The sequence below is a fragment of the Cupriavidus sp. MEYA8 genome, from assembly GCF_059278825.1.
Genome location: NZ_CM181221.1, coordinates 408,350 through 434,741, shown reverse-complemented (window position 1 = coordinate 434,741; position 26,392 = coordinate 408,350). Strand labels below are relative to the sequence as shown.

The 26,392-nt window shown below is 67.2% G+C and carries 22 protein-coding genes; 10 read left to right on the top strand and 12 right to left on the bottom strand.

Annotated elements, in window-relative coordinates; all coding sequences use genetic code 11:
* Positions 1 to 55: 55 nt before the first annotated feature.
* From AC5WJ1_RS02015 to AC5WJ1_RS01980, 8 genes are all read right to left on the bottom strand, one after another.
* The gene (locus tag AC5WJ1_RS02015; protein WP_133093697.1) at positions 56 to 730 is read right to left on the bottom strand and encodes a ubiquinone biosynthesis accessory factor UbiJ; all 675 of its coding nucleotides are present in this window, start codon (positions 728 to 730) and stop codon (positions 56 to 58) included.
* 148 nt (positions 731 to 878) lie between these two features.
* Complete coding sequence (locus AC5WJ1_RS02010; protein WP_133093696.1) at positions 879 to 1,850, bottom strand: Tim44 domain-containing protein; 972 nt, start codon at positions 1,848 to 1,850, stop codon at positions 879 to 881.
* 61 nt (positions 1,851 to 1,911) lie between these two features.
* Positions 1,912 to 2,643, bottom strand: coding sequence for a bifunctional demethylmenaquinone methyltransferase/2-methoxy-6-polyprenyl-1,4-benzoquinol methylase UbiE (gene ubiE, locus AC5WJ1_RS02005; RefSeq protein ID WP_133093695.1), 732 nt, complete (start codon positions 2,641 to 2,643; stop codon positions 1,912 to 1,914).
* Positions 2,644 to 2,673: 30 nt separating this feature from the next.
* Positions 2,674 to 3,099 carry a gamma-butyrobetaine hydroxylase family protein gene (locus AC5WJ1_RS02000; protein ID WP_133094203.1) on the bottom strand — a complete coding sequence of 142 codons (426 nt, stop codon included), beginning with the start codon at positions 3,097 to 3,099 and terminating at the stop codon, positions 2,674 to 2,676.
* 94 nt (positions 3,100 to 3,193) lie between these two features.
* Positions 3,194 to 5,059 carry an ABC transporter ATP-binding protein/permease gene (locus tag AC5WJ1_RS01995; protein ID WP_133093694.1) on the bottom strand — a complete coding sequence of 622 codons (1,866 nt, stop codon included), beginning with the start codon at positions 5,057 to 5,059 and terminating at the stop codon, positions 3,194 to 3,196.
* Between the two features lie 132 nt (positions 5,060 to 5,191).
* Entirely contained in the window at positions 5,192 to 5,629 is a 438-nt protein-coding gene (locus AC5WJ1_RS01990; RefSeq protein ID WP_135704420.1) for an HIT family protein, read from the bottom strand.
* 93 nt (positions 5,630 to 5,722) lie between these two features.
* The gene (locus AC5WJ1_RS01985) at positions 5,723 to 9,697 is read right to left on the bottom strand and encodes a DUF3683 domain-containing protein (protein ID WP_133093692.1); all 3,975 of its coding nucleotides are present in this window, start codon (positions 9,695 to 9,697) and stop codon (positions 5,723 to 5,725) included.
* A gap of 181 nt (positions 9,698 to 9,878) precedes the next feature.
* Positions 9,879 to 10,457 carry a YqaA family protein gene (locus AC5WJ1_RS01980; protein WP_133093691.1) on the bottom strand — a complete coding sequence of 193 codons (579 nt, stop codon included), beginning with the start codon at positions 10,455 to 10,457 and terminating at the stop codon, positions 9,879 to 9,881.
* Positions 10,458 to 10,790: 333 nt separating this feature from the next.
* On the opposite strand from AC5WJ1_RS01980, the gene AC5WJ1_RS01975 reads away from it, so the two are divergent.
* The 8 genes from AC5WJ1_RS01975 to AC5WJ1_RS01940 all read left to right on the top strand — a co-directional run bounded on the left by AC5WJ1_RS01975 (position 10,791) and on the right by AC5WJ1_RS01940 (position 19,056).
* Positions 10,791 to 11,297 (top strand): (2Fe-2S)-binding protein, encoded by a 507-nt coding sequence (locus AC5WJ1_RS01975; protein ID WP_195430571.1) that lies wholly within the window; start codon positions 10,791 to 10,793, stop codon positions 11,295 to 11,297.
* Positions 11,298 to 11,309: 12 nt separating this feature from the next.
* Positions 11,310 to 13,691 (top strand): xanthine dehydrogenase family protein molybdopterin-binding subunit, encoded by a 2,382-nt coding sequence (locus AC5WJ1_RS01970; RefSeq protein ID WP_494476344.1) that lies wholly within the window; start codon positions 11,310 to 11,312, stop codon positions 13,689 to 13,691.
* A 27-nt stretch (positions 13,692 to 13,718) separates the two neighbouring features.
* Positions 13,719 to 14,519 carry an FAD binding domain-containing protein gene (locus AC5WJ1_RS01965; protein ID WP_434033197.1) on the top strand — a complete coding sequence of 267 codons (801 nt, stop codon included), beginning with the start codon at positions 13,719 to 13,721 and terminating at the stop codon, positions 14,517 to 14,519.
* Positions 14,520 to 14,709: 190 nt separating this feature from the next.
* Positions 14,710 to 15,606, top strand: a complete 897-nt coding sequence (locus tag AC5WJ1_RS01960) for an AAA family ATPase (protein WP_133093687.1) — start codon at positions 14,710 to 14,712, stop codon at positions 15,604 to 15,606.
* A 9-nt stretch (positions 15,607 to 15,615) separates the two neighbouring features.
* Positions 15,616 to 16,866, top strand: a complete 1,251-nt coding sequence (locus AC5WJ1_RS01955; RefSeq protein ID WP_494476522.1) for a vWA domain-containing protein — start codon at positions 15,616 to 15,618, stop codon at positions 16,864 to 16,866.
* On the top strand, positions 16,857 to 17,414 hold the full coding sequence (locus tag AC5WJ1_RS01950) for an SRPBCC family protein (RefSeq protein ID WP_133093686.1): 558 nt from the start codon (positions 16,857 to 16,859) through the stop codon (positions 17,412 to 17,414). The genes AC5WJ1_RS01955 and AC5WJ1_RS01950 overlap by 10 nt, the downstream gene beginning before the upstream one ends.
* The gene (locus AC5WJ1_RS01945) at positions 17,387 to 18,427 is read left to right on the top strand and encodes an XdhC family protein (protein ID WP_494476343.1); all 1,041 of its coding nucleotides are present in this window, start codon (positions 17,387 to 17,389) and stop codon (positions 18,425 to 18,427) included. Before AC5WJ1_RS01950 ends, AC5WJ1_RS01945 begins: the two co-directional genes overlap by 28 nt.
* 23 nt (positions 18,428 to 18,450) lie before the next feature.
* Positions 18,451 to 19,056, top strand: coding sequence for a nucleotidyltransferase family protein (locus AC5WJ1_RS01940; RefSeq protein ID WP_133093684.1), 606 nt, complete (start codon positions 18,451 to 18,453; stop codon positions 19,054 to 19,056).
* Positions 19,057 to 19,157: 101 nt separating this feature from the next.
* On the opposite strand, the gene AC5WJ1_RS01935 is transcribed toward AC5WJ1_RS01940, so the two are convergent.
* The 4 genes from AC5WJ1_RS01935 to otsB all read right to left on the bottom strand — a co-directional run bounded on the left by AC5WJ1_RS01935 (position 19,158) and on the right by otsB (position 23,686).
* Positions 19,158 to 19,493, bottom strand: coding sequence for a 4a-hydroxytetrahydrobiopterin dehydratase (locus AC5WJ1_RS01935; RefSeq protein ID WP_084254411.1), 336 nt, complete (start codon positions 19,491 to 19,493; stop codon positions 19,158 to 19,160).
* Between the two features lie 33 nt (positions 19,494 to 19,526).
* Positions 19,527 to 20,918, bottom strand: a complete 1,392-nt coding sequence (otsA, locus tag AC5WJ1_RS01930) for an alpha,alpha-trehalose-phosphate synthase (UDP-forming) (protein ID WP_135704411.1) — start codon at positions 20,916 to 20,918, stop codon at positions 19,527 to 19,529.
* A gap of 61 nt (positions 20,919 to 20,979) precedes the next feature.
* Positions 20,980 to 22,845, bottom strand: coding sequence for a glycoside hydrolase family 15 protein (locus AC5WJ1_RS01925; protein ID WP_135704409.1), 1,866 nt, complete (start codon positions 22,843 to 22,845; stop codon positions 20,980 to 20,982).
* Positions 22,846 to 22,858: 13 nt separating this feature from the next.
* Positions 22,859 to 23,686: a trehalose-phosphatase gene (gene otsB / locus AC5WJ1_RS01920; RefSeq protein ID WP_135704407.1), complete on the bottom strand. Its 828-nt coding sequence runs from the start codon at positions 23,684 to 23,686 to the stop codon at positions 22,859 to 22,861.
* A 300-nt stretch (positions 23,687 to 23,986) separates the two neighbouring features.
* Between otsB and ilvA the strand changes: the two genes are divergently transcribed.
* Positions 23,987 to 25,525: a threonine ammonia-lyase, biosynthetic gene (gene ilvA, locus AC5WJ1_RS01915; protein ID WP_135704405.1), complete on the top strand. Its 1,539-nt coding sequence runs from the start codon at positions 23,987 to 23,989 to the stop codon at positions 25,523 to 25,525.
* A 29-nt stretch (positions 25,526 to 25,554) separates the two neighbouring features.
* The gene (gene queF, locus AC5WJ1_RS01910) at positions 25,555 to 26,388 is read left to right on the top strand and encodes an NADPH-dependent 7-cyano-7-deazaguanine reductase QueF (protein WP_434033199.1); all 834 of its coding nucleotides are present in this window, start codon (positions 25,555 to 25,557) and stop codon (positions 26,386 to 26,388) included.
* Positions 26,389 to 26,392 lie beyond the last annotated feature (4 nt).

Genomic DNA, 26,392 nt, shown 5'->3' with positions numbered 1-26,392 from the left:
GGGGCGGGCAGTCAGGTTAGCGGTTGGCATGGGGTGGATGCGGCCGGGGCCGGACTCAGCGGTGCGGCGACGGCAGCTGGCCGGGTGCGGCGGGAGTGGCGGAGGCGCGCTCCAGTTTTTCCAGCCGCTTCTCCAGCCGGGCCAGGCTGTCGCGCAGCTGGCCCACGTCGGCGCCGAAGGCATCCAGCGCGGCGTGGCGCACCAGCGTCGGCTGTTCGTCCAGCAGGTAATCGGTAACGTTGTCGACCAGCGCACGGCCGATGCGCGTGGCCTGTTCGTGGACCTGGCGCGCGCCGCCGACCACGCGCTGCGCCACGCTGTCGCTGAGCGGCCCGCCCAGGATGCCGCGCAGCGCGAGGGACAGGTCTTCCTCGGCATCCCAGCGCAGGTTGCGCGCCAGCGCCGACACGGTATTGGCCAGTTCGGCATCGCCTTCGATGCGCACATGGCGCATGGCCGCGGCCTGGCCGCCCTCGGCGACATCGGCGGCAACCAGCGGCCACTGCTGCACCGGCACGCGCAGCGTCACCGCGGGGGCCTCGGCTTCCGGCGCCAGCTCGGTGCCACCGTGCTCGGTCACCTTCAGCGACAGCACGAAGGCGGCTGCATCGAAGCGGATCACGCGCCCGGCAAACGGCGCGAGCTGGTTGCGGGCCCACGGCTCCTGCTCGAGCAGGTGGTTCAGTGCCGAGACTGCTGGAGTGGCCAGGGCGGAAGGCAGAGTGTTCATGGCAGCGCGGGTTGGCTGGCTGGAAGACATGCGGGCATCCGGCGAGGTTGCACGCCAGGCGCCCAAATACAAAAAGGCCCACGCTTTCACGTGGGCCTCCATTCTAAGCTACTCCCCCGGGCGCATCACTCGCCACGGAGGCGCGGCATCACGACTCCTGCTGGATGCCGGCCAGCAGCCAGCCGCCGGTGCCGGTCGCCGGCTTGGCCAGGTTCCAGACCTCGGCGAACGGCTGCGCCGCCTCGCCCGCCTTCTCGCGGATCATGCCGGAGAAGCGCACGCTGGCGATATGCTGCGACGGCGTCGACTCGATGCCGAGCAGCTGGCCTTCCAGCGTGACCACGTCGGTCTTGTTGACCTCGGCGCCGCGCTCGGACAGGTCCATCTTGATCTCGGCGAACATTTCCGGCGTGGTGAATTCGCGGATGTCGTCGAGATTGCCGGCGTCCCAGGCCGCCTGCAGGCGCACGAAGTGGACCTTGGCGTTGCGCAGGAAGTTGTCGGTATCGAAGTCGGCCGGCACGCCCCACGGCTGCGGGGCCACGGCATCAGCCGCCACCGGCGCGGCCGCCGCGCCCGGCATCACCGGGTTGCTGGCCGGCGTGTTCAGCGGCTGGCGCAGCATCGGCTCGGCGCTGCGGCCCAAACCGCCGGCATTGCCGGCACCCGCCGCACCTGCATAAGCCGGCTGCTGGCTGCGCTGGCTGCCACCGCGAAACTTGCGGATCAGCCAGATCACCGCGAAGGCGACGATCGCGATCAGGATCAGGTTGGACAGGAAGCTCAGTGCCGCGCCGCCCAGGCCGAAGTGCGACAGCAGCCAGCCGATACCCAGGCCGGCGGCAATGCCGCCGAGGATGCCGCCCCAGTTACGCTTGGGCGCCGCGGCCGCTGCCGCGCCGGCCGCCCCGGCCGTGGCCGGTGCTGCCTGCTGTGCAGGTTGCTGCGCTTGCTGCGTGGGCGAGGTGGGTTGCGTCTGCTGACGTTGCGTCACCGATTCAGACTGCTTGCCAATGCTGCGCGAGCCGCCCATGCGCTTGGCCTCGGCGTCGAACGCCATCCCGACGGCTAGCGCCGTGACCAGCGACCCCACCAGGAATTTTCCACGAATTGACGACATATGCTGTTATCCCCTGTCAGATTCACCCATTTTAGGGCGAGCATGGCGATTTCAAGTGTTCTTAATACTTCCGCCCGACGTGGAGCGCCACCACTCCGGCCGTCAGATTGAAGTATTCGACATTCTCCAGGCCCGCATGTTCCATTAAGCGTACAAGTGAAACCTGGTCTGGATGCATTCTGATCGATTCCGCGAGATAGCGATAGCTGGGAGCATCCCCTGCCACGCGCTCGCCCAGCCAGGGCAGTACCTTGAAAGAATAGACGTCGTACGCCTTTTCCAGGGGTTTCCACACCTTGGAGAACTCCAGCACCATGACCTTGCCGCCGGGCTTGACCACGCGGCGCATCTCGGCCAGCGCGGCCTCCTTGTGCGTCATGTTGCGCAGGCCGAAGGCCACCGTGACGAGGTCGAAGTAGTTGTCGGGGAACGGGATCTTCTCGGCGTCGCACAGCGCCACCGGCGTGACGATGCCCTTGTTCAGCAGCCGGTCGCGGCCGACGCGCAGCATCGACTCGTTGATGTCGGTCAGCCAGACCTGGCCGGTCGGGCCGGCCTGCCTGGCGAACGCCTTGGCCAGGTCGCCGGTGCCGCCGGCGATGTCCAGGACCTTGTGGCCGGGGCGCACATTGGCCTGGGCGATGGTGAACATCTTCCAAAGCCGGTGCATGCCGCCCGACATCAGGTCGTTCATCACGTCATACTTGCTCGCCACCGAATGGAACACGCCGGCGACCTTGCCGGCCTTTTCCGTTTCGTCGACTTTCTCAAACCCGAAGTGGGTTTCACTCATTTCTCAGACTCCAGGGTGGTCGGGGGCGGCTCAATGGTGGTGGCCGCAACCGTGGCCGCCGGCAGCGCCGGCACCAGGCATGGGGGTATCGCGATCGACGCCGGCGGTTTCCAGGCGCTTCAGGTAGTCCTGCCACAGCGCGTCCTGCTGGTCGCCCAGCCGGTACAGCAGTTCCCACGAATAGATGCCGGTGTCGTGGCCGTCGGTGAAGCGGATCAGGATGGCGTAGTTGCCCACCGGCTCGACGGCATTGACGCCGACGTCGCGCTTGCCGGTCTGCAGGATTTCCTGCCCGGGACCATGGCCCTGCACTTCGGCCGATGGCGAATACACGCGCAGCAGTTCGAACGGCAGCCGGAAGCTGCGGCCGTTGTCGAAGCCGACTTCCAGCACGCGCGATTGCGTGTGGACGGTCAGTGCGGTGGGATGGGGGGTGTCTTTGTCCAGGCCAGCCATGATGATCGCGGCCCGGTTCACGGGCGCTCTGTAGGGGGGGAATCCGGCGCGGCGGCATGAGCGAGCGGCGCCCCAGGCGCCGCCTCGCGCCGCATCACGCTTCGCTTACAACCCGATAGCTTACCCCAGGCTCGCCGGCTTGCGCAGCCCGCGCCGCCTCCTCGTCCTGCGGCACATAGCGCAGGCGCCGGCCATGGAAGGCCGCGACCGTGCTGCGGTGCGCAATGCTGACGATGGCGGCATCCGGCAACGACTCCACCATCAGCCGGTACATCACGCCTTCGGTATCTTCATCGAGCGCGCTGGTGGCTTCGTCCAGGAACAGGTAGTCGGGCTTCTGCAGCAGCGCGCGCGCGAACGCCAGCCGCTGCTGCTCGCCCGGCGACAGCCGCAGCGACCAGTTGTCGAACACGTCGAGCTGGTCGGCCAGCGCCGCCAGCCGCGCCTGGCGCAGCGCCGCCTGCAGGGCTTCCGAGCTGTGCTCGGTACCGGCATCCGGGTAGGCCAGCGCATCGGCAAGGGTGCCGATCGGCAGGTAGCTGCGCTGCGGCAGGAACAGCATGCGCTTGCCCTCGGGCATGGTCACGGTGCCGCTGCCATAGGGCCAGATGCCGGCGAGCGCGCGGAACAGCACGCTCTTGCCGCAGCCGGACGGGCCGCTGACCAGCCAGCGCTCGCCCGGCGCGACCGACAGCGAGAACGGCGCCACCAGCGGACGCTGGCCGACGGCGCTGCCGCGCGCGGCGCGCACCGGCAGCGCCAGCGCGAGGCCGTCGATCACGATGCCCTCCTGCGGCTTGCCGGCATGCTCGACCTCGATGTCACGCGTGCCGCCGGGGGCCATGTCCTGGCGCTCGGCCACGCGGATCGCTTCCTGGAAATCGATCAGGCGGTTGGCTGCGGCCTTCCAGCCCACCAGCGTGGCATAGCTGTCGACGAACCACGACAGCGCCCCCTGCACCTGCCCGAACGCGGAACTGGTCTGCATCAGTCCGCCCAGCGTCATCTTGCCGGCGAAGTAGCGCGGCGCCGCCACCAGGATCGGGAAGATGATGGCGAACTGCGCATAGCCGGAACTGACAAAGGTCAGCCGCCGCGTATAGCGCATCAGCTGGTTCCAGTTGGCGCGGATGCGGTCGAAGCGCGCACGCAGGCCGGCCTGCTCGGTCGGCTCGCCGCGGTACAGCGCCACCGGCTCGCTGTTCTCGCGCAGGCGCACCAGCGTGAAACGGAAATCCGCTTCGTACTGTTCCTGCTGGAAGTTCAGCCCGATCAGCGGGCGCCCTACCAGATGCGCCACCAGCGAGCCGATCACCGCATAGCCGGCCGCGAACCACACCATGTAGCCGGGGATGGTCCATTCCCTGCCGCCCAGCGCAAAGCTGATCGGCCCCGACACCGCCCACAGGATGCCGACGAAGGACAGCAGCGTCACCACCGAGTTGAGCAGCCCCAGCGACAGCGACAGCGCGCCGTCGGTGAACAGGCGCAGGTCGTCGGCAATCCGCTGGTCGGGGTTGTCGGTGGCGCGGGTCTGTTCGATGCGGTAGTAGGCCTGGTGCCCGAGCCAGTGGCCCATGAAGCGGCCGGTCATCCAGGTACGCCAGCGCATCTGCAGCATCATGGTGTAGTACTGGCGCGAGATCGCCGCCACGATGAAGAACGCCGCGATCCACGAGAAGCGCAGCAGCAGCACCTTGAACGAGGCGTAGTCGCGCTGCTCCAGCGCGTTGTAGAACACGCGGTTCCATTCGTTGAGCAGCACGTTGATATAGACGATGCCCAGGTTGAGCACGACCACCAGCGCGAGCAGGCCGAGGCCGGCGACGCGGTCGTCGGATTTCCAGTAGGGCTTGATCAGCGCCCAGGTCGCGGCCATGCGCAGCCGGCTCTGGATCTTGAGGGCCTTGGCCGGGACGGCCGGGCCCGGTACGGTGACGGAAGTGGGGGTCGAGGACATAGCGGCAGCTTTCTGGCCCGCCAGCGGGTTGCATGGCCGGGCATGTTGTTCTCGTGCCGCGGCGCGCGGGCGCGACCGCGGCGGCAACAGCATTCAGACGGTTGCTGGCCGGCGCGGGTTCCGCGCCCGCCTTCAGGCGTCGTCGGCTTCGATCAGCGAAAGTGCCGTACGCAGCGCCGGCAGCCGGCTGGCCAGCTCCTGCACGCGCACGCTGTCCGCCGCGCGCTGCGGCGCCGCCCAGATCGCCTCGGGGAAATGCGTGTCCCAGCGGTAGCGCGGGACGATGTGCCAGTGCAGGTGCGGCACCATATTGCCGAACGCCGCCAGGTTGACCTTGTCGGGCGCCATCACCTCGCGCACCACCCGCTCCACGCGCGCCACCAGCCGCATCAGCCAGGCCTGGTCGGCCTCGTCCAGGTCGGTCAGCTCGGCCACGTGGTCGTTCCAGACGATGCGGCAGAATCCGGGAAAGCGGTCATGCTCGACCAGGATCAGGCGGGCGCGGTCGCCCATCCAGACCAGTTCGCCGCCGTCGGTTTCGCAGAGGGGGCAGTTGGGGCTCTTGATCATGCGGCGCATTACCTTTCGTGCTGCGTGTTTTCTCCCCTCTCCCGCTCGCGGGAGAGGGGAGAAAACCGGTGGCAAAGTCAACGTCGTCAGGCCTTACACCAGCACCCGCTCAATCCCACCCGCATTGGCCTTGGCCACGTACTCAGGCATCCAGTTCTCGCCCAGCAGGTGCTTGGCCATCTCGATCACGATGTAATCCGCCTGCACCGACGCATCTTCCTTGTAGCGCGACAGGCCCTGCAGGCACGACGGGCAGCTGGTCAGGATCTTGACGTCGCCGGTAAAGCCGTCGGCACGCAGCTTGTCGGCGCCCTTGGTCATTTCCTCTTCCTTGCGGAAGCGGACCTGCGTCGAAATGTCAGGACGCGTCACCGCCAGCGTGCCCGACTCGCCGCAGCAGCGCTCGTTCTTCTCGATCTTGCCCAGCCCCGCGTTGCCGCCCATCAGGTCGTTGACCAGCTTGGTCGGGTCCATGGTCTTGATCGGGGTGTGGCAGGGATCGTGGTACATGTAGCGCGTACCGGTCACGCCCTCCAGCTTGACGCCCTTCTCCAGCAGGTACTCGTGGATGTCGATGATGCGGCAGCCGGGGAAGATCTTCTCGAATTCATACCCGGCGAGCTGGTCGTAGCAGGTGCCGCAGCTGACCACCACGGTCTTGATGTCGAGGTAGTTCAGCGTGTTGGCCACGCGGTGGAACAGCACGCGGTTGTCGGTGACGATCTTCTCGGCCTTGTCGTACTGGCCGGTGCCGCGCTGCGGATAGCCGCAGCACAGGTAGCCCGGCGGCAGCACGGTCTGCACGCCGACGTGCCACAGCATCGCCTGCGTCGCCAGGCCGACCTGCGAGAACAGCCGCTCCGAGCCGCAGCCCGGGAAGTAGAACACCGCTTCCGATTCCGGCGTGGTCGCCTTCGGGTCGCGGATGATCGGCACGATCTCGTTGTCTTCGATGTCGAGCAGCGCGCGCGCGGTCTTCTTGGGCAGGTTGCCCGGCATCTTCTTGTTGATGAAGTGGATCACCTGCTCGCGCACCGGCGGCTTGCCCACGGTGGCGGGCGGATGCGCGGTCTGCTTCTTCGCCAGCTTCTTCAGCACCTCGTTGCCCAGGCGCTGCGCCTTGTAGCCCCAGTCGATCATGACCTTGCGGGTCAGGTTGATGGTCTCGGGGTTGGTGGCGTTGAGGAAGAACATGGACGCCGCGGTGCCGGGGTTGAACTTCTTCTGCCCCATCTTGCGCAGCAGGTTGCGCATGTTCATCGAGACGTCGCCGAAGTCGATCTTGACCGGGCACGGCGTCACGCACTTGTGGCACACCGTGCAGTGGTCGGCCACGTCGGAGAACTCGTCCCAGTGCTTGACCGAGATGCCGCGGCGGGTCTGCTCTTCATACAGGAAGGCCTCGACCAGCAGCGAGGTCGCCAGGATCTTGTTGCGCGGGCTGTACAGCAGGTTGGCGCGCGGCACATGCGTGGCGCACACCGGCTTGCACTTGCCGCAGCGCAGGCAGTCCTTGACGCTTTCGGCAATGGCGCCGATGTCGCTCTGCTGCATGATCAGCGACTCATGCCCCATCAGGCCGAACGACGGCGTATAGGCATTGCGCAGGTCGGCGCCCGGCAGCAGCTTGCCCTTGTTGAAGCGGCCCTGCGGGTCGACCTTCTGCTTGTAGGCGCGGAAGTCGCCGATCTCTTCCTCGGTCAGGAACTCCAGCTTGGTGATGCCGATGCCGTGCTCGCCCGAGATCACGCCGTCCAGCGAACGCGCCAGGTCCATGATGCGGGCCACCGCGCGGTGCGCGTCCTGCAGCATGTCGTAGTCGTCGGAGTTGACCGGGATGTTGGTGTGCACGTTGCCGTCGCCGGCATGCATGTGCAGCGCCACGAAGACGCGGCCGCGCAGCACCTGCTTGTGGATCTTCTGGGCTTCGTCCAGGATCGGCTTGAATTCGCCGCCGTTGAAGATCTTGCGCAGCTCGGCGCGGATCTCGTTTTTCCACGACACGCGGATGGTGCGGTCCTGCAGCAGGTGGAACACGCTGGCGTCCGGCTGCTGGTGCAGCCGTGCCTCGAATTCCTGCCCCAGCAGGCCCAGCCCGTGTCCGATCAGCGAGGCCCTGGCCTGCGCCAGCGGCGTGTCGAGGTGATCTTGCAGATAGCGCCAGCGCGCGCGGATCTCGCGCAGCAGCGTCAGCGCGTGCTGCACGCGGTCTTCCAGCAGCTCGGCGCTGGGGATCTCGTTGGCGTCGTCGCTGCGGCCCAGCGGCAGGTTGCCACGCGCGAAGAACGCTTCCAGCGCGTCGACCAGCTGCAGCTTGCTCTTGATCGACAGCTCGATATTGATGCGCTCGATGCCGTCGGTGTACTCGCCCATGCGGTTGAGGGGGATCACCACGTCTTCGTTGATCTTGAAGGCGTTGGTGTGCCTGGCGATCGCGGCGGTGCGCGAGCGGTCGAGCCAGAACTTCTTGCGCGCCTCGGGGCTGACGGCGATAAAGCCTTCGCCGCTCTTGCCGTTGGCCATGCGGATCACTTCCGAGGTGGCGCGCGCCACGGCGTCTTCATCGTCGCCGACGATGTCGCCGATCAGCACCATCTTCGGGAAGGCGTTGCGCTTGCTCTTGGTGGCGTAGCCCACCGCGCGCAGGTAACGCTCGTCCAGGTGCTCCAGGCCGGCCAGGATGGCGCCGCCGGGCTTGCGCGTCTCGGCATCGAGGAAGTCCTTGATCTCGACGATGCTGGGGATGGCGTCGCGCGCCTGGCCGAAGAACTCCAGGCACACGGTGCGGATGAACTTCGGCATGCGATGCAAAATCCAGCGCGCGCTGGTGATGATGCCGTCGCAGCCTTCCTTCTGCACGCCGGGCAGGCCGGCCAGGAACTTGTCGGTGACGTCCTTGCCCAGGCCTTCCTTGCGGAACTTGCGGCCTTCGATGGCGAGCGTCTCGGTGCGCAGCACCTTCTCGCCCGGGGCGCGATTGCCGTCCGACCACTTCAGCTCGAAGGTGGCCACCGGCACGTCGTGGATCTTGCCCAGGTTGTGGTCGAGCCGGGCGATTTCCAGCCAGTTGCCTTCCGGGTCCACCATGCGCCACCAGGCCAGGTTGTCGAGCGCGGTGCCCCACAGCACGGCCTTCTTGCCGCCGGCGTTCATGGCGACATTGCCGCCGATGCAAGACGCGTCGATCGAGGTCGGGTCGACCGCGAACACCAGGCCCGCCTTGTCTGCGGCATCGGCCACGCGGCGCGTCACCACGCCGGCGCCGGAGAAGATGGTCGCCACCTTGTGCGACACGCCCGGCAGGTCGGTCTGCTCGACCGGCCCCAGCTGCTCCAGCTTCTCGGTATTGATCACCGCGCTCATCGGCGTCAGCGGCACGGCGCCGCCGGTATAGCCGGTGCCGCCCCCGCGCGGGATGATGGTCAGGCCGAGCTCGAAGCAGCCCTTGACCAGGCCGGCGATCTCTTCCTCGGTATCCGGCGTCAGCACCACGAACGGGTATTCCACGCGCCAGTCGGTGGCGTCGGTCACGTGCGACACGCGCGACAGGCCATCGAACTTGATGTTGTCCTTCTGCGTGACGCGGCCCAGCACGCGCTGCGCGCGCTTGCGCAGGTCGTAGGCGGCGGCGAACTCGTTCTTGAAGTCCTCGATCGCCTGCTTGGCGAAGGCGACCAGTTGCTCCACGCGGTGCGAACGGTCTTCGGCGGCGGGCTCGGCGTGCTCGGCACGGTCGGCGGCGCGGCGCTTCTCGATCTCGTTCAGGCGGTGGTGCAGCGCGCTGACCAGCATCTGGCGGCGCTTTGGATTTTCCAGCAGGTCGTCCTGCAGGTAGGGATTGCGGCGAACCACCCAGATATCGCCCAGCACCTCGTACAGCATGCGGGCCGAGCGGCCGGTGCGGCGCTCGCTGCGCAGCTCGTCCAGGATGCGCCAGGCCTCTTCGCCCAGCAGGCGGATGACAATCTCGCGGTCCGAGAAGGACGTGTAGTTATAAGGAATTTCACGCAGGCGCGGCGGGGCGTCCTGCGCGGCGAGCTTGGCGTCGAGCACGAGTGGGGCGTTCATGGAGGGGACCGCTTCCTGCTGCGCACGGGGACAGTGCGCGAATCGTTCATTAAAGGGCGATTGTACTGCAAGGCCCGGTTTCGCCGCACCGCAACAAAGCGGAATCCTTGTGGGAACAAGGGATTAGACGCAACCCGGCGCCGAGAACATCACGCAAAATAAGACTTATAAGGCGCTTTTATCAGAAGAATGACTTGAAAGTTTGCGCAATGTTCTGCCAAAAACTGTCTGGAATCCATAGCAGGCTGGCAGTCATGAACAGGTAGCGCAGGAACTTGCCGACCGCCATCCAGGCCAGGCTGGGCCAGAACGACAGTCGCAGCCACCCGGCCAATGTGCACAATGGATCACCAATGCCCGGCAGCCAGGAAAACAGCAGCGTCGGCGGCCCCAGCCTGCGCATCCAGCGAAAGTACTTGGCATCGAGCTTCGGCTTGGGCGGCTTGCGCGCATGCTCCCGGTGCTCCTCGTGTTCCAGCTCGTGCTCGCGGGCGCGCCGCCGCTTGTGATAGCGCACCAGCGCCAGCTTGGCGTAGTAACCCAGCCACCAGTCGATCGCGCCGCCCACGGTATTGCCGGCGGTGGCGACAATGACCGCCGGCCAGAACATCTCGGGATTGAGCTTGACGTAGCCGAACACGGCCGGCTCCGAGCCCAGCGGCAGCAGCGTGGCCGACACCAAGCTGACCACAAAGATCGCGGGCAGGCCTACCTTGGGCAAGGCGACGGTTTGAAACAGCCAGTCGAAGAAGGCTTCCATGTCGGGGCAGGCGGGGGGGCCGGGCCATTCTAGCAGCGGCCCAGTGGGGCGCCCCCTCCCCCGGATGGGGCGCGGGCAAACCTCATGGCACCTGCCAGGGATTTGTGTTTAACTGTTAGAGCCTGTCGCGGCCAAACGTTCGCCGGCCGTGCCAATGCGCCGGCCGCAGCGTTCGCTGGCGCACCTGGAGCAGTTGCAGCGGCAGCACCAATATCACGAATTAGCCGTCCTATAGCCGTCTTAAGCGGCAGTACCGCGTCGTGGCCAGTCCCGCGCAGTTGCTTTCGGGATCTGGGAATTGGTCATGCGCGTCCACCCCACATGGAGACAAGCATGGCGATTCCGATCCGCCTGACGGTCAACGGCAAGCCCGTTGACGCGCAGGTAGAACCCAATACCCTTCTGGTCCAGTTCCTGCGCGAACAGCTGCGCCTGACCGGCACCCACGTCGGCTGCGACACCGCGCAGTGCGGCGCCTGCACGGTCCACCTGGACGGCCGGGCGGTCAAGTCGTGCAACATCCTGGCGCTGCAGGCGGACGGCGCCACCGTGACCACCATCGAAGGGCTGGCTGGCGACAGTGCCGGCAACGGCCTGCATCCGATGCAGGAAGCGTTCCGCGAATGCCACGGACTGCAATGCGGCTTCTGCACGCCGGGCATGGTGATGAGCGCGACCGCGCTGGTCCAGCAGCATCCCGACGCCGACGCCGCCACCATCCGCGCCCAACTCGAGGGCAACCTGTGCCGCTGCACGGGCTACCACAACATCGTGCGTGCGGTGCAGCAGGGCCAGGCGGCCATGCAGGGCACGGCGGCCAGCGCCGCCAGCGCCGAATAAGGGGGACCCGCCATGAACGCACCCGATAACCAGCGCCTGGTGGGCGCTTCCGTCAAGCGCAAGGAAGACTACCGCTACCTGACCGGCAACGGCCAGTACACCGACGACATCGTGCTGCCGCAGCAGAGCTACGCGTATTTCCTGCGCTCGCCGTATGCGCACGCGCGCATACGTTCGATCGACAAGACCGGGGCGCTGGCCGCGCCCGGCGTGATCGCCGTGCTGACCGGCGACGACCTCGCCGCCGACAAGGTGGGCGGCCTGCCCTGCGGCTGGCTGATCCACAGCATCGACGGCACGCCGATGAAAGAGCCGCCGCACCCGGTGATCGCACAGGGCAAGGTGCGCCACGTGGGCGACCAGGTGGCGCTCGTGATCGCCGAGACGCTGCAGCAGGCGCGCGACGCCGCCGAGAAGATCGACGTCGACTACGAAGAACTGCCCGCAGTGGTCCGCGCCGCCGATGCCGCGTCGGCGTCGACGCTGGTACACGACGACGTGCCGGCCAACACCTGCTACACGTGGGGCCACGGCGACAAGGCCGCCACCGACGCCGCCTTCGCCAAAGCCGCGCACGTGACCACGCTGGAGATCGTCAACAACCGGCTGATCCCTAACGCGATCGAGCCGCGCGCGGTCAACGCCAGCTATACGCGCCAGGACGACAGCTACACCGTCTACGTCGCCAACCAGAACCCGCACGTCGAACGCCTGCTGATGGGCGCGTTCGTGCTGGGATTGCCGGAATCGCGGCTGCGCATCATCGCGCCCGACGTGGGCGGCGGCTTCGGCTCCAAGATCTTCCTGTATCCGGAAGACGTGGCGCTGACGTGGGCCTCGAAGAAGGTCGGCCGCCCCGTCAAGTGGACCGCGGACCGTTCCGAGTCCTTCCTGACCGACGCGCACGGCCGCGACCACGTGACCAAGGCCGAGCTGGCGCTCGATGCCGACGGCAAGTTCCTGGCGATGCGCGTGCATACGGTCGCCAACATGGGCGCGTACCTGTCGACCTTTGCCAGCAGCGTGCCGACCATCCTGTATGCGACGCTGCTGGCCGGCCAGTACTCCACGCCGGCGATCTATGCGGAGGTCAAGGCGGTGTTCACCAACACCGCGCCAGTCGATGCCTACCGCGGCGCCGGGCGGCCCGAAGCGACCTTCGTGGTCGAGAGGCTGGTCGAGACCGCCGCGCACGAGCTGAAGACCGATCCGGCCGAGCTGCGCCGCAAGAACTTCATCCGGCAGTTTCCGTATGCCACCCCGGTGGGGCTGACCTACGACACCGGCGACTACGAGCCCTGCCTGGCGCGTGCGCAGGAACTGGCCGACGTCAAGGGCTTCCCGGCTCGGCGCGATGAAGCGAAGCAGCGCGGCAAGCTGCGTGGCCTGGGCTATTCCTGCTACATCGAAGCGTGCGGCCTCGCACCTTCCAACATCGCCGGCGCGCTTGGCGCGCGCGCGGGCCTGTTCGAAGTCGGCGAGATCCGCGTGCACCCGACCGGCACGGTGACGGTCTTCACCGGCTCGCACAGCCACGGCCAGGGGCACGAGACCACCTTCGCGCAAGTGGTGGCCGACCACCTCGGGCTGCAGCTCGACCAGGTCGAGATCGTGCACGGCGATACCGGGCGCGTGCCGTTCGGCATGGGCACCTACGGCTCGCGCTCGCTGGCGGTGGGCGGCTCGGCCATCGTCAAGGCGCTCGACAAGATCGAGGCCAAGGCCAAGAAGATCGCCGCGCACCTGCTGGAGGCGTCGGACAACGACATCGAGTTCAGCAATGGCGTGTTCCGCGTGGCCGGTACAGACCGGACCAAGACCTTCGGCGAGGTCGCGCTGAGCGCCTACGTGCCGCACAACTACCCGCTCGACAAGCTGGAGCCGGGACTGAACGAAAACGCGTTCTACGACCCGACCAACTTCACCTACCCGTCTGGCGCCTACGTGTGCGAGGTCGAAGTCGATCCCGACACGGGCGAGTCGCAGGTGGTCAAGTTCACCGCGGTGGACGACTTCGGCAACATCATTAACCCGATGATCGTCGAAGGCCAGGTGCATGGCGGCATCGGCCAGGGGCTGGGCCAGGCCATGCTGGAGCAGTGCGTCTACGACGAAGACAGCGGCCAGCTGCTGACCGGCTCGTACATGGACTACGCCATGCCGCGCGCCGGCGACCTGCCCGATTTCACCGTCGAGACCGCCAGCGGCACGCCCTGCACGCACAACCCGCTGGGCGTGAAGGGCTGCGGCGAGGCCGGCGCGATCGGCTCGCCGCCGGCGTTTATCAACGCGCTGGTCGATGCGCTGTCGCCGCTGGGCGTGAAGGATGTGCAGATGCCCGCCACGCCGCATCGCGTATGGCAGGCGATCCAGGCCGCGCGGCCTCAGCCCTGATCCATCCACACCGCAAAGGAAACCGACATGTACGCATTCAACTTTGAACGCGCCGCGGATGCCAAGGCGGCGGTGGCCAAGGTCAAGGCCGATTCCGACGCCAAGTTCCTCGGCGGCGGCCAGAGCCTGCTGGCGGCGATGAAGCTGCGGCTGGCATCGCCTTCCACACTGGTCGACGTAACGCGCATTCCCGGCATGGCCGAGATCCGCGTCGACGGCAACGAGATCGTCATCGGCGCCGCTGCGCGCCATGCCGACGTGGCCGAGAACGCCAAGGTGCGCGAACGCATCCCGGCGCTGGCGGCGCTGGCCGGCGGCATCGGTGACCGGCAGGTGCGCGCGATGGGAACCATCGGCGGCGCGCTGGCGAACGATGATCCGGCTGCGTGCTATCCCGCGGCAGTGCTGGGGCTGGGCGCCACCGTGGTCACCGACCGGCGCAGCATCGCGGCGGATGACTTTTTCAAGGGGCTGTATGAGACCGCGCTGGAGCCGGACGAACTGATCACCGCGGTGCGCTTCCCGATCCCGGATCAGGCGGCATATGTAAAGTTCCGCAATCCGGCATCGCGCTTTGCGCTGGTGGGGGTGATGGTGGCGCGCTCCGGGAATGCGGTGCGCGTGGCGGTCACCGGAGCTGCCGACAGCGTGTTCCGGTGCCAGCCGCTGGAACAGGCATTGTCGGCCAGCTTCACCGCGCAGGCGGCGCGTGGGGTGAAGGTCGATGCGGGGACGCTGAATACTGACCTGCATGCGTCGGCGGAGTACCGGGCGCATCTGATTCCGGTGCTGGCGGCAAGGGCGGTGGAGGCGGCGGTGAAGGCGTAGAGTTTCTCCATTGACCGCATGTTGTCTCCCCTCTCCCGCGCGCGGGAGAGGGGTCGGGGGAGAGAGCCGGCGCTTGAATCAGGCGTTGTCGCGGGCGAACCTCCCGCCCTCACCCCCGCCTCTCTCCCACAAGTGGGAGAGAGGCGCAAACCGCCGGCGTGCGAGGCACGTCGGCAATATAGATCGCCCCATGCTCCCCACCTCCATCGACGACACCCTCGCCAGACTCGAACACCAGCAATATTTCGCCGACCGCGAAACCGCCACGGTGCTTTACCTCGCCCTGCGCATGCAGCGCCCGCTGTTCCTCGAAGGCGAGCCCGGCGTCGGCAAGACCGCACTGGCGCAAGCCATGGCGGGCGTCCTCGGCACGCGTCTGCTGCGTCTGCAGTGCTATGAGGGACTCGACGCCGCCAGCGCGCTGTACGAATGGGACTACCCGCGCCAGATCATGGCGCTGCGCCTGGCCGAAGCCCGCGGCGAGCGGCCCGAGGCGCAATCGCTGTACCACGACGACTACCTGCTCAAGCGCCCGCTGCTGGAGTCTCTGCTGCCCGATCCCGCCGCACCGGGCTTGCCGCGCGTGCTGCTGATCGACGAGATCGACCGCGCCGACGAACCGTTCGAGGCCTTCCTGCTCGAGGTGCTGTCCGAATTCCAGGTTTCGATCCCCGAAATCGGCGTGATCCGCGCCGAGCGCCCGCCGCTGATCGTGATCACCTCCAACCGCACGCGCGAGGTCCACGACGCGCTCAAGCGCCGCTGCCTGTACCAATGGGTTGGCTATCCGGACCGCGACCGTGAATTGCAGATCGTCGCCGCGCGCGCGCCCGAGGCCGCCGCCGCGCTGCAGGCGCAGGCGATCGACTTCGTGCACCGGCTGCGCGGCATCGACCTGTTCAAGGCGCCTGGCATCGCCGAGGCCATCGACTGGTGCCGCGCGCTGGCGGCGCTGGGCGTGACCGAGCTCGACCCGCAGTCGGTGCGCGACACGCTGGGCGTGCTGCTCAAGTACCAGGACGACCTGGCGCGCGTCGACGGCCCCACCGTGGCAGAACTGCTGGCGGGCGCCGCGCCCGGAGGCTAAGCCGTGCCCATGCTGCACGCCGCGGCGCGCAGCGGCGGTCCGCATGCAGGACTGCCGGTGCTGGCGCGCAACGTCACCCACTTCATGCGCCTGCTGCGCGACGGCGGCTTTGCCCTGTCGCCGGCGCACGCGGTCGATGCACTGGCCGCGCTGCGCCTGCTCGACATCCGCCGGCGCGACGACGTGCGCGCCGCGCTCGCGGCACTGGTGCTATCCGGCCCCGACCAGCGGCCACTTTTTGACGCCGCCTTCGACCTGTTCTGGCGCGACCCCGACTGGGAAGGCAAGCTGCGCGCGCTGCTGCTGCCGCGTGTCGACGCGGGCGCGCCGCCGCCCAGGCGCAGCAACCGCCTTGCCGATGCGCTGGCCGCGCGCCAGCCGGAAATGCCGTCGCGCCCGGCGCAGACCGAGGCGGAACGCATCCACGTGCCGCTGACCTTCTCCGACCAGGAACGCCTGGCGCAGCGCGACTTCGAAACCCTGACCGCGCAGGAATGGCGTGCCCTGCAGCATCTGGTGCGCACCCGCCGCACCCACCTTGCGCTGCAGCGCACGCGCCGGCTGCGCGCCGCCACCTGCGGCACCCACGCCGACCTGCGCGCCAGCGCGCGCCTGGCGGTGCGCCAGCACGGCGAATGGCTGCGCTGGAAATTCCGCAAGCACGCCGAGCGCAAGCCGCCGTTGGTGCTGCTGCTAGACATCTCGGGCTCGATGAGCCAGTACTCGCGCGCGGTGCTGTACTTCTGCCATGCGCTGATTCAGTCACGCGAGCGGCTGTCGGTGTTCCTGTTCGGCACGCGGCTGACCAACATCACCCGCTCGCTGCGCGAACGCGACCCAGACGAAGCCGTCGCCATGATCACAGGCCAGGTGCGCGACTGGGCCGGCGGCACCCGCATCGGTGCCGCGCTGGCGAGCTTCAACCGCCACTGGGCGCGCCGCACGCTGTCCGGCCGCGCCACGGTGCTGCTGGTCACCGACGGGCTCGACCACGAGCATATCGACCTGCTCGGCGACGAAATGGCTCGCTTGCGCCGCTTTGCGCACCGCATCGTCTGGCTCAACCCGCTGCTGCGCTACCCTGGATTCACGCCGCAGGCGCGCGGCGTGCAGGCGATCCTCCCGCATGTCGACGCGCTGCGCCCCGCGCACAACCTGGATAGCTTGCTGGCGCTCGAATCCCTGCTGTCCGACCAGGGCGGCCCCCCGCGGGCCAGCGCCCCAAACCCACCAAGAAAGGAAGCCCCGCCATGGAAATGAACCAGAGCCAGCGCCTGCCGATTCCCCAGCAGGTGGCATGGGAAGCGCTCAACGACACGGAGCTGCTCAAGCAATGCATCCCGGGATGTGAGAGTATCGAGCCCGACGGCGACAATGCCTACCTGGTGGCCATGACGGCCGCGGTGGGCCCGGTCAAGGCGCGCTTCAAGGGCCGCATGGCGCTGGAGGAAATCCAGGCTCCGGACAGCTACACCATCCGCTTCGACGGCCAGGGTGGCGCGGCCGGCTTCGGCAAGGGGACCGCCCGCGTGAAGCTGGAACCTGATGGCGACGAGACCGTGCTGACATACGCCGTCGACGCCCATGTGGGGGGCAAGATCGCACAGATCGGCTCGCGGCTGGTGGACGCCGCGGCACGCAAGCTGGCGGATACCTTCTTTGCGCGCTTCACCGAGGCGGTTACACCGGACACCACACAGGAAACGCCAGCGGCCGAGGGCGCCCCCGCCGCAGCCGCGGGCGAAAATGGACAGACAGAGGAACCGAAGCGGAAACGATCATGGACAGCGTGGATCTCGAAGTCCTGAAGAACAGCGTGCACTGGCAGCAACAGGGCCATCGCGTGCTGCTGGTCACGGTAGTGCGCACCTGGGGCTCGTCGCCCCGCCCCGAGGGCGCGATGCTGGCGGTGCGTGATGATGGCCTGGTGGTCGGCTCGGTCTCGGGCGGCTGCATCGAAGACGACATCATCGACCGCGTGCGCCGGCAAGGCATTACGTCAGACCACCCGGAAGCCATCAAGTACGGCATCAGCGCCGAGGAAGCCCACCGCTTCGGGCTGCCGTGCGGCGGCACCATCGAACTGGTCACCGAGCCGCTTAAGCCGGCCAGCGGCATTGCCGAATTGCTCGACGCCGTGGAAAACGGCCGGCTGGTCGCGCGCACGCTCGACATGGCTACGGGCGCGGCCACGCTGGGACCGGCCAGTGCCACCGACGGGCTGGTCTTCGACGGCAGGACGCTGCTGACCATCCACGGCCCGCGCTACCGCATGCTGGTAATCGGCGCGGGGCAGCTGTCGAAATACTTGTGCCAGATCGCCGTGGGGCTGGGCTTCCAGGTCACCGTGTGCGATCCGCGCGAGGAATACACGGAGACCTGGGATATCCCCGGCGTGACCATGGTCCGCACCATGCCGGACGACACGGTGATGGACATGAAACTGGACGAGCGCTGCGCGGTGATTGCGCTGACGCACGATCCCAAGCTGGATGACCTGGCGCTGATGGAAGCGCTGCGCACCAGCGCCTTCTATGTGGGAGCCCTGGGTTCGCGCCGCAACAACCAGGCGCGGCGCGAGCGGCTCAAGGAATTCGATCTGACCGAATTGCAGCTGGCGCGGCTGCATGGGCCGGTTGGCATCTACATTGGCAGCCGTACGCCGCCGGAAATCGCCATCTCGATCCTGGCGGAAGTGGTTGCAGCCAAGAACCATGTGTCGCTGCCGGACATCCTGCAGGTGGAAGGCGCCAAGGCCGCGCGCGAGATGGCTGCCGGCACCGGCAGCAGCTGCGATGTTTCTCCTGGTCCGTCGACCTGACGCGTGATAACGGAGCGCCCGCCATGACTGCCGCCCCCAATGCTCCCTTGCTTCGCACCGACCTGCCTACCGGGATTTTGCTGGCCGCGGGTTTTGGCCGGCGCTTCGATGCTGCCGGCAAACGGAACAAGTTGCTGGAAGTATTGCCTGGTGGACGCACTGTCGCCTGGCGCAGTGCGCGTACGCTGGCCGCGGCGTTGCCGGATTCGATTGCGGTGATCCGGCCGGGTAATCCGGCGCTGGCGGAAGAGCTGAGGCGCGGCGGTTGCCGTGTGCTCGAATCGGCCGAGGCCGAGCAAGGCATGGGCGCAGCGCTGCGCGCGGCGGTGGCGGCTACGCCTGAGGCGCGGGGATGGGTGGTTGCGCTTGCCGATATGCCGTGGCTACCGATGGAACTGGTGCGGGCGGTGGCGTTGACGATTACCGCGCCGGAAATCATTGCTGCGCCGTGGCGGGATGGGAAGCGCGGGCATCCTGTCGGCTTTGGGGCTGCCTGGCGCGATGACTTGCTGAGGCTCGATGGGGATGAAGGGGCGCGGGCCTTTCTCAAGGATAAGCCGGTGACGAGGATATTGACGGAGGATGAGGGGGCGTTTCGGGATATTGATACGCCTGGGGATATGGAATGAGTTTACCCCCTGTTCCGCCCTAAAAGGGCGGAACAGGGCACATCAAATATCCACCAGATGCAGGCCGCAGCGGGCAACGTCAGGGGCTGTCAGCAAGAACCCTATCCCACCAACTCCCCACTCCTCACCGCCATAATAAAATCATTCCGATGCAACCCCTTGATCTTCTTGGTCCGCCAGGAAACCGTAGCATGCCCCCATCCAAAACTGATCTCCGGATGATGCCCCTGCTCTTCCGCCAGCTGCCCGACGCGATCAACAAACGCCAATGCCTCGGCAAAGTTGGCAAATGAAAATCGCCTCTCCAACCGAGTAGCCCCATCCACCAGATCCCATCCAGGCGCCTGCGGCAATAACGCCTCAGCCTCATCAGGCGTCAGCGGCGGGACGCCGCCACGACATGGCGTGCATGTTTGCGATGCCAGATCCTCACTCATAGCCCACTCCTAAACAGGCAGGCAGCTAAAACCTCAACCGCCCTCGGTCTCAGCCAGCGCGCGCAAGAATTCACTACTCCACCAGTGCACATCTTGCGCCCGAATCCGCTCCAGCAGCTTCTGGTGCCGCGACTGGCGCTCGGCCAGCGGCATGTGCAATGCCTGCTGGATCGCCTGCGCAGTCGCGCGGGTATCGTAGGGATTCACCAGCAGCGCCTCCTTCAATTGCTCCGCCGCGCCGGCAAATCGCGACAACACCAGCACCCCCGGATCCTCCGGATCCTGCGCGGCAATGAATTCCTTGGCCACCAGGTTCATCCCGTCCCGCAGCGGCGTCACCAACGCCACGCGACTCGCGCGGCACAGCCCAGGCAGCCGCTTGCGCGCGGTAGTGCGATGGATATACCGCACCGGCATCCAGTCCAGTTCGCCGAACTCGCCATTGATCGCGCCAGTCAACTGCTCCATCGCGCTGCGCAGGTCCACATAGGCATCGACCGACTCGCGCGACGGCGCGGCGATCTGCACCAGCGTGGCGCTCATGCGGTTTTCGGGATATTCCGCCAGCAGCCGGTAGAACGCTTTCAGCCGCTGCGGCAGTCCCTTTGAGTAATCGAGCCGGTCGATGCCGAGCAGCAGCCGCCGGCGCGCGTACTGGGCGCACATCATCTCGTAGGTTTCCTGCGCCTCCTCGCCGCGGCCGAGTGTGATGAACTCATCCACGTCGATCCCGATCGGGAACGCCTGCGCCCGCACCGTGCGATGGAAGGCCCGGTAGCGGTGCTCGCCCATCGGCTCGGCCTGCGCCTCGGCCTGCACGTAGCGCGAGAAGTGCTCCACGTCGGCGTGGCTCTGGAAGCCGAGCAGGTCGTACGCGAACAGCGCGCGCATCAGCCACTCATGCTGCGGGATGGCCGCCAGGATCAGCGGCGGCGGCAGCGGCACGTGCAGGAAGAAGCCGATCTTCTGGCCGCAGCCGATCGCGCGCAACTCGGACGCCAGCGGGATCAGGTGGTAGTCGTGGATCCAGATGACGTCGTCGGGCTTGAGCAGCGGCGCCAGCTTGCGCGCGAACAGCTGGTTCACCCGGCGGTAGCCGTTGAGGAAGTTGGAATCGAAGTCGGCGAGGTCGAGCCGGTAGTGGAACACCGGCCACAGCACGCCATTGCTGTAGCCCAGGTAATACGCGTCGTGGTCTTCGCGGCTCAGGTCCACCGTGGCCAGCGTCACGTTGCCGGCCTGCTGCAGGTGCAGTTCGCCTTCACCGGGGGTGCCGCCCTGCGCTGCTTCCAGCGCCTTGCCGCTCCAGCCAAACCACATCCCGCCAGTCTGGCGCAAGGCTTCGGAAAGCGCCACGGCAAGGCCGCCGGCGGCCACGTTGCGCGGATCTGCGACACGGTTGGATACCGCTACAAGTCTTGGCATATGTTGTTTTCTGGATTCCTTTGTTCTTGCCGTGCGAGATGCCGGGAACGCGGGTGCGAGGTCAGATCACCGTGTCCCACGGCGCCGACAGCCGCATCGCGCCATTGATCAGCCCGACCATCGAGTAGGTCTGCGGGAAATTGCCCCACATCTCGCCGGTCACGGGATGGGTGTCCTCGGAGAGCAGGCCGAGCGGGTTGCGCGCGGCGAGCATCGCCTCGAAGATCTCGCGCGCCTCGTCGCGCCGGCCGATGCGCGCCAGCGCGTCGATGCGCCAGAAGGTGCAGATATTGAACGCGGTCTCGGGCTTGCCGAAATCGTCGGGGGCCTCGTAGCGGCGCATATACGGCCCGTCGCACAGCGAAGTCTCCAGCGCCTTCACCGTGGCGATAAAGCGCGGGTCGCGCGGATCGATGAAGTTGACCTCGGCCATCAGCAGCACGCTGGCGTCGAGCTCGCGCCCGCCGAAGCTTTCGGCAAAGGCCTGGCGCGATTCGCTCCACGCCTCGGCCAGGATCTGTTCCTTCATGCGGTTGGCATGGTCGTGCCAGTACGCCGCGCGTGTCGTGATCTGCAGCTTTTCCGCGACCTTGGCCAGCCGGTCGCATGCAGCCCAGCTCATCAGCGCCGACGAGGTATGCACGCGGGCACGCGTGCGCAGTTCCCACATGCCGGCGTCGGGGGTGCCAAAGACTTTCACCGCCTGCTCGCCCACCTCTTCCAGCCGGCGGAACTCGGCCGGGCCGCCGCGGTGCAGCAGCCGGTGGTCATGGAAGGCCTGCGCCGCGCCCAGCACCACGTTGCCATAGACGTCATGCTGGAAGTGTTCCTGCGCCTGGTTGCCCACGCGCACCGGCCCCATGCCGCGGTAGCCGGGCAGGTGGTCGAGCATGCTTTCGGGCAGCTCGCGTTCCAGGCCGATGCCGTACAGCGGCTGGATATGTCCGTCCTGCGACTGCATCACCACGTTGGAGAGCCAGCGCAGGTAGTCCTCCATGGTGCCGACCTCGGACAGGCTGTTGAGCGCGCGCACCACGAAAAACGCGTCGCGCAGCCAGCAGAAGCGGTAGTCCCAGTTGCGGCCGCTGCCCGGCGCCTCGGGGATGCTGGTGGTCATTGCCGCGACAATGGCGCCGGTCTCTTCGTACAGCGACATCTTCAGCGTGATGGCGGCACGGATCACCGCGTCCTGCCATTCGCGCGGCACCGCCAGCCGGCGGCTCCACAGGCGCCAGTAGGCGGTGGTTTCCTGCTCGAAGTCGCGCGCGATCTCTTCCACGCCATGCGCCAGGGTCTCGTCGGGGCCCAGGATAAAGTTGTGCCCGCGCGTGACCAGGAACGGCGTGTGCGACAGCACGTAGGCCAGCGGCGCATCGGTAGTCATGCGCAGCGTCATCGATTCGCCGATGTAGCGCACGTGGCTGCTGCCGCGCGAGATCTCCGGCGCCTTGCGGCCCCATTCGAAGCGCGGCGCCACCACCACCCGCACGCGCGGCGCGCCGCGCACGGGACGGATGCGCCGGATCAGCGTGGTCGGCCGGAAATAGCGGCCCAGCCGGAAGAAGCGCGGCGCGAAGTCGGTGATCTCAAGGCAGTTGCCGTGCGTGTCGCTCAGCCGCGTGCGCAGCACCGCGGTGTTGGGTTCGTACCACTGGCTGGCGCTGTGGAAGTCCTCGATCTCGATCGAGAAATGGCCGGCGTTCTCGCTCGGGTCAAGCAGTGCGTTGAAGACGGGATCGCCGTCAAAGCGCGGCAGGCACGACCAGACGATGCGCCCGCGGCAATCCACCAGCGCGGAGATTGCGCAGTTGCCGATCATGCCCAGCGAGAGCGAGCCCTCGGCATGCCGGCAGTTGCCGTCCACGGTCTTGTTCACGCCTTCGCTCGGCGGCTTTCCCAGCTCGCTGGGGCTGCTCGTATTGGTCACAGCAGTACCTCCCTCAGGATGCTGTCGGATAGGGGTTGTGGCGCGGTGCGCCTTCGCGGCCTGGCTCGGCCTCGTGCGGCACCGCGGCGGGCTGGCCGGCGGCGCGCGCGGATTGATCCAGCGCCCGCGCCGAGCGGTGCAGCCAGCAGCGCAGCGCAGCGGGCCCTTCCACGCAGACGCCGGCCACGGTCTCGCGCCGGCCCACCAGCACGCCCAGCCCGCCGAGCTTGCGCACGGCGGCAAAGCCGGGCTCGTCGGTCATGTCGTCGCCGGCAAACAGCGGCGTGCGGTCGCAGAACGGCGCCGACTTCATGAAGGCGGCGATGGCATCGCCCTTGTCGACGCCGGCGGGCTTGATCTCGACCACCATCTTGCCGGGCAACGCTTCCAGCCCGACCGCGTGGCGCAATACGTCAGTGACCGCGGCATCGACGAGGCCGGCCAGCTCGGGTGCCTGGCGGTAGTGGATGGCAACGGCGACGGACTTGCGCTCCAGCCGCAACGCCGGGTAGGCGTGCACGAGCGCTTCAAGGTGTGGGATCAACGGCTCGAGGGCCGGCGCGGGTGTCTGGGACACCATGCCGCCGTCGGTGCGGAATTCCGCCCCGTGGATGCCGGCCGCCGGCAACTGCAATGGCTGCAGGAAATGGTCCAGCTCGACGATGGGCCTGCCGGAGATGACGGCGAGCGCGCCGTCCAGCCGCTGGTAGAGCGTACGCAGCGTGCCGACCAGTTCAGGTTCCACCTGCACCAGTTCGGGCCGCGGCGCGAGGTCGGCCAGCGTGCCGTCGAAGTCGAGAAACAGCGCGGTATTGGGTTCGATAAGCGGTAGCTGAGGCATCGCGTTACACCGTAACACGTCGTTTTGACCGGCGTCCACCGGGCGCAGTCCTACATGGCGGGAGCGCAATCGTCAGCCGATGCAAGTCCGGGGCCAGCCCCGGCGCATCGTTCCGGGCCCCGCCGCCAGTGCCTTCCCCACCACTTCAAGGCACGGCCACATCCGTCCCGCGCTAACTTCCGCGGGCGACGGTTGGGCTGCCCCGGTGGGGTGCGCGGCGCCGCCATCCTTTATCATTGACGGTTTCCGCCAGAATTTCCGGTTTTTTTGCGCCGCCCCCGCGGCCCCTGCCCTGACACCATGACCCGCTCGTCCGCCGCCCGCCCCGACTACCTGAAGAAAATCCTGACCGCCAAGGTCTACGACGTGGCGCAGGAAACCGAACTGACCTATGCGCACCAGCTGTCGGCTCGCACCGGCAACTCGGTCTGGTTCAAGCGAGAAGACACCCAGCCGGTGTTCTCGTTCAAGCTGCGCGGCGCGTACAACAAGATGGCCTCGCTCACGGCGGAGGAACTCAAGCGCGGCGTGGTCGCGGCGTCGGCCGGCAACCACGCCCAGGGCGTGGCGCTGTCCGCGGCCCGGCTGCAGTGCAAGGCCATCATCGCCATGCCGGTGACCACGCCGCAGGTAAAGATCGACGCGGTGCGCGAGCGCGGCGGCCAGTGGGTCCAGGTCGAGCTGCACGGCGAGTCCTACAGCGATGCCTACCACCACGCCGCCGAGCTGGAGAAGAAGCACAAGCTGACCTTCATCCACCCGTTCGACGATCCCGAAGTGATCGCGGGCCAGGGCACCATCGCCATGGAAATCCTGCGCCAGCACCCGGGCCCGATCCATGCGGTGTTCGTCGCCATCGGCGGCGGCGGGCTGATCTCCGGCGTCGCCGCCTACATCAAGGCAGTGCGTCCGGAGATCAAGGTGATCGGCGTGCAAACCGTGGACTCGGATGCGATGAAGCGCTCGGTCGATGCCGGCAAGCGCATCGAGCTGAAGGAAGTGGGCCTGTTCTCGGACGGCACCGCGGTCAAGCTGGTCGGCAAGGAAACCTTCCGCATCACGCGCGAGCTGGTCGACGACATCATCCTGGTCGACACCGATGCCATCTGCGCAGGCGTGAAGGACGTGTTCCAGGACACCCGCAGCATCCTGGAGCCGGCCGGCGCGCTGGCGGTGGCGGGCCTGAAGGCGTATGCCGAGCGCGAGAAGCTCAAGGGCCAGCACCTGGTCGCGATCGCCTGCGGCGCCAACATGAACTTTGACCGCCTGCGCTTTGTCGCCGAGCGCGCCGAGGTGGGCGAGGCGCGCGAAGGCGTGTTCGCCGTGACCATCCCCGAGGAGCGCGGCAGCTTCAAGCGCTTCTGCGAGCTGGTCGGCACGCGCAGCGTGACCGAGTTCAACTACCGCATCGCCGACACCAGCATGGCGCATATCTTCGTCGGCGTGCAGATCGCCAGCCGCGCCGAGAACGACAAGATCGCCGCCAGCTTCCGCAAGCATGGCTTCGACACGCTCGACCTGTCCAACGACGAACTGGCCAAGCAGCACATCCGCTACATGGTCGGCGGCCGCTCGGCGCTGGCGCATGACGAACTGCTGTACCGCTTCGAGTTCCCGGAGCGCCCGGGCGCGCTGATGAAGTTCCTGTCGAGCATGAGCCCGAACTGGAACATCAGCCTGTTCCACTACCGCAACCAGGGGGCGGACACCTCCAACATCCTGGTCGGCATCCAGGTGCCGAAGAACGAAAAGCGCGCCTTCCGCGCCTTCCTTTCGACGCTGGGCTACGTACACTGGGACGAAACCGACAACCCGGTGTACAAGCTGTTCCTGTCCTGATTGCTGTCCCGCTTCCTTCCGAGCGCCCCATGAGCCTCCCCGAACACTCGCCGCTGGGCAAGCCCTCGGCCTACAAGACCGAATACGACGCCTCGCTGCTGTTCCCGATCCCGCGCCAGCCCAAGCGCACCGAGATCGGCCTGCCCGAAGGCAAGCCGGTGCCGTTCTTCGGCGTCGACATCTGGAACGCGTACGAACTGTCGTGGCTGAACCTGAAGGGCAAGCCGCAGGTGGCGCTGGCCACCTTCATCATCCCGTCGGACACGCCCAACATCGTCGAGTCCAAGTCGTTCAAGCTGTACCTGAACTCGTTCAACCAGACCAGGATCGCTTCGCCGGAAGCGCTGCAGCAGCTGTTGCACCACGACCTGTCCGACGCCACCGGCGGCACGGTGCAGGTGCGGCTGGTGACGGAGGCAGATCTTGGCAAGCAACAAATGGGCGAGCTCGACGGCCTGCTGCTGGACCGGCTCGACATCGAGGTCGACCGCTACGAGCCCGCGCCCGAACTGCTGTTCGCCAACCAGGAGGAAACGCCGGTGGAAGAAACGCTGGTGTCGCACCTGCTCAAGTCCAACTGCCTGGTCACCGGGCAGCCCGACTGGGGCAGCGTGCAGATCCGCTACGTCGGCGCGCCGATCAACCAGGAAGCGCTGCTCAAGTACCTGATCTCGTTCCGCAACCACAACGAGTTCCATGAGCAATGCGTCGAGCGGATCTTCATGGACGTGCTGCGGCAATGCAAGCCGGTGAAGCTGGCGGTGTATGCGCGCTACACGCGGCGCGGGGGGCTGGATATCAATCCGTTCCGGACCAACTTCAATACGGCCTGGCCGGACAACAAGCGCAACGCGCGGCAATAAGGCT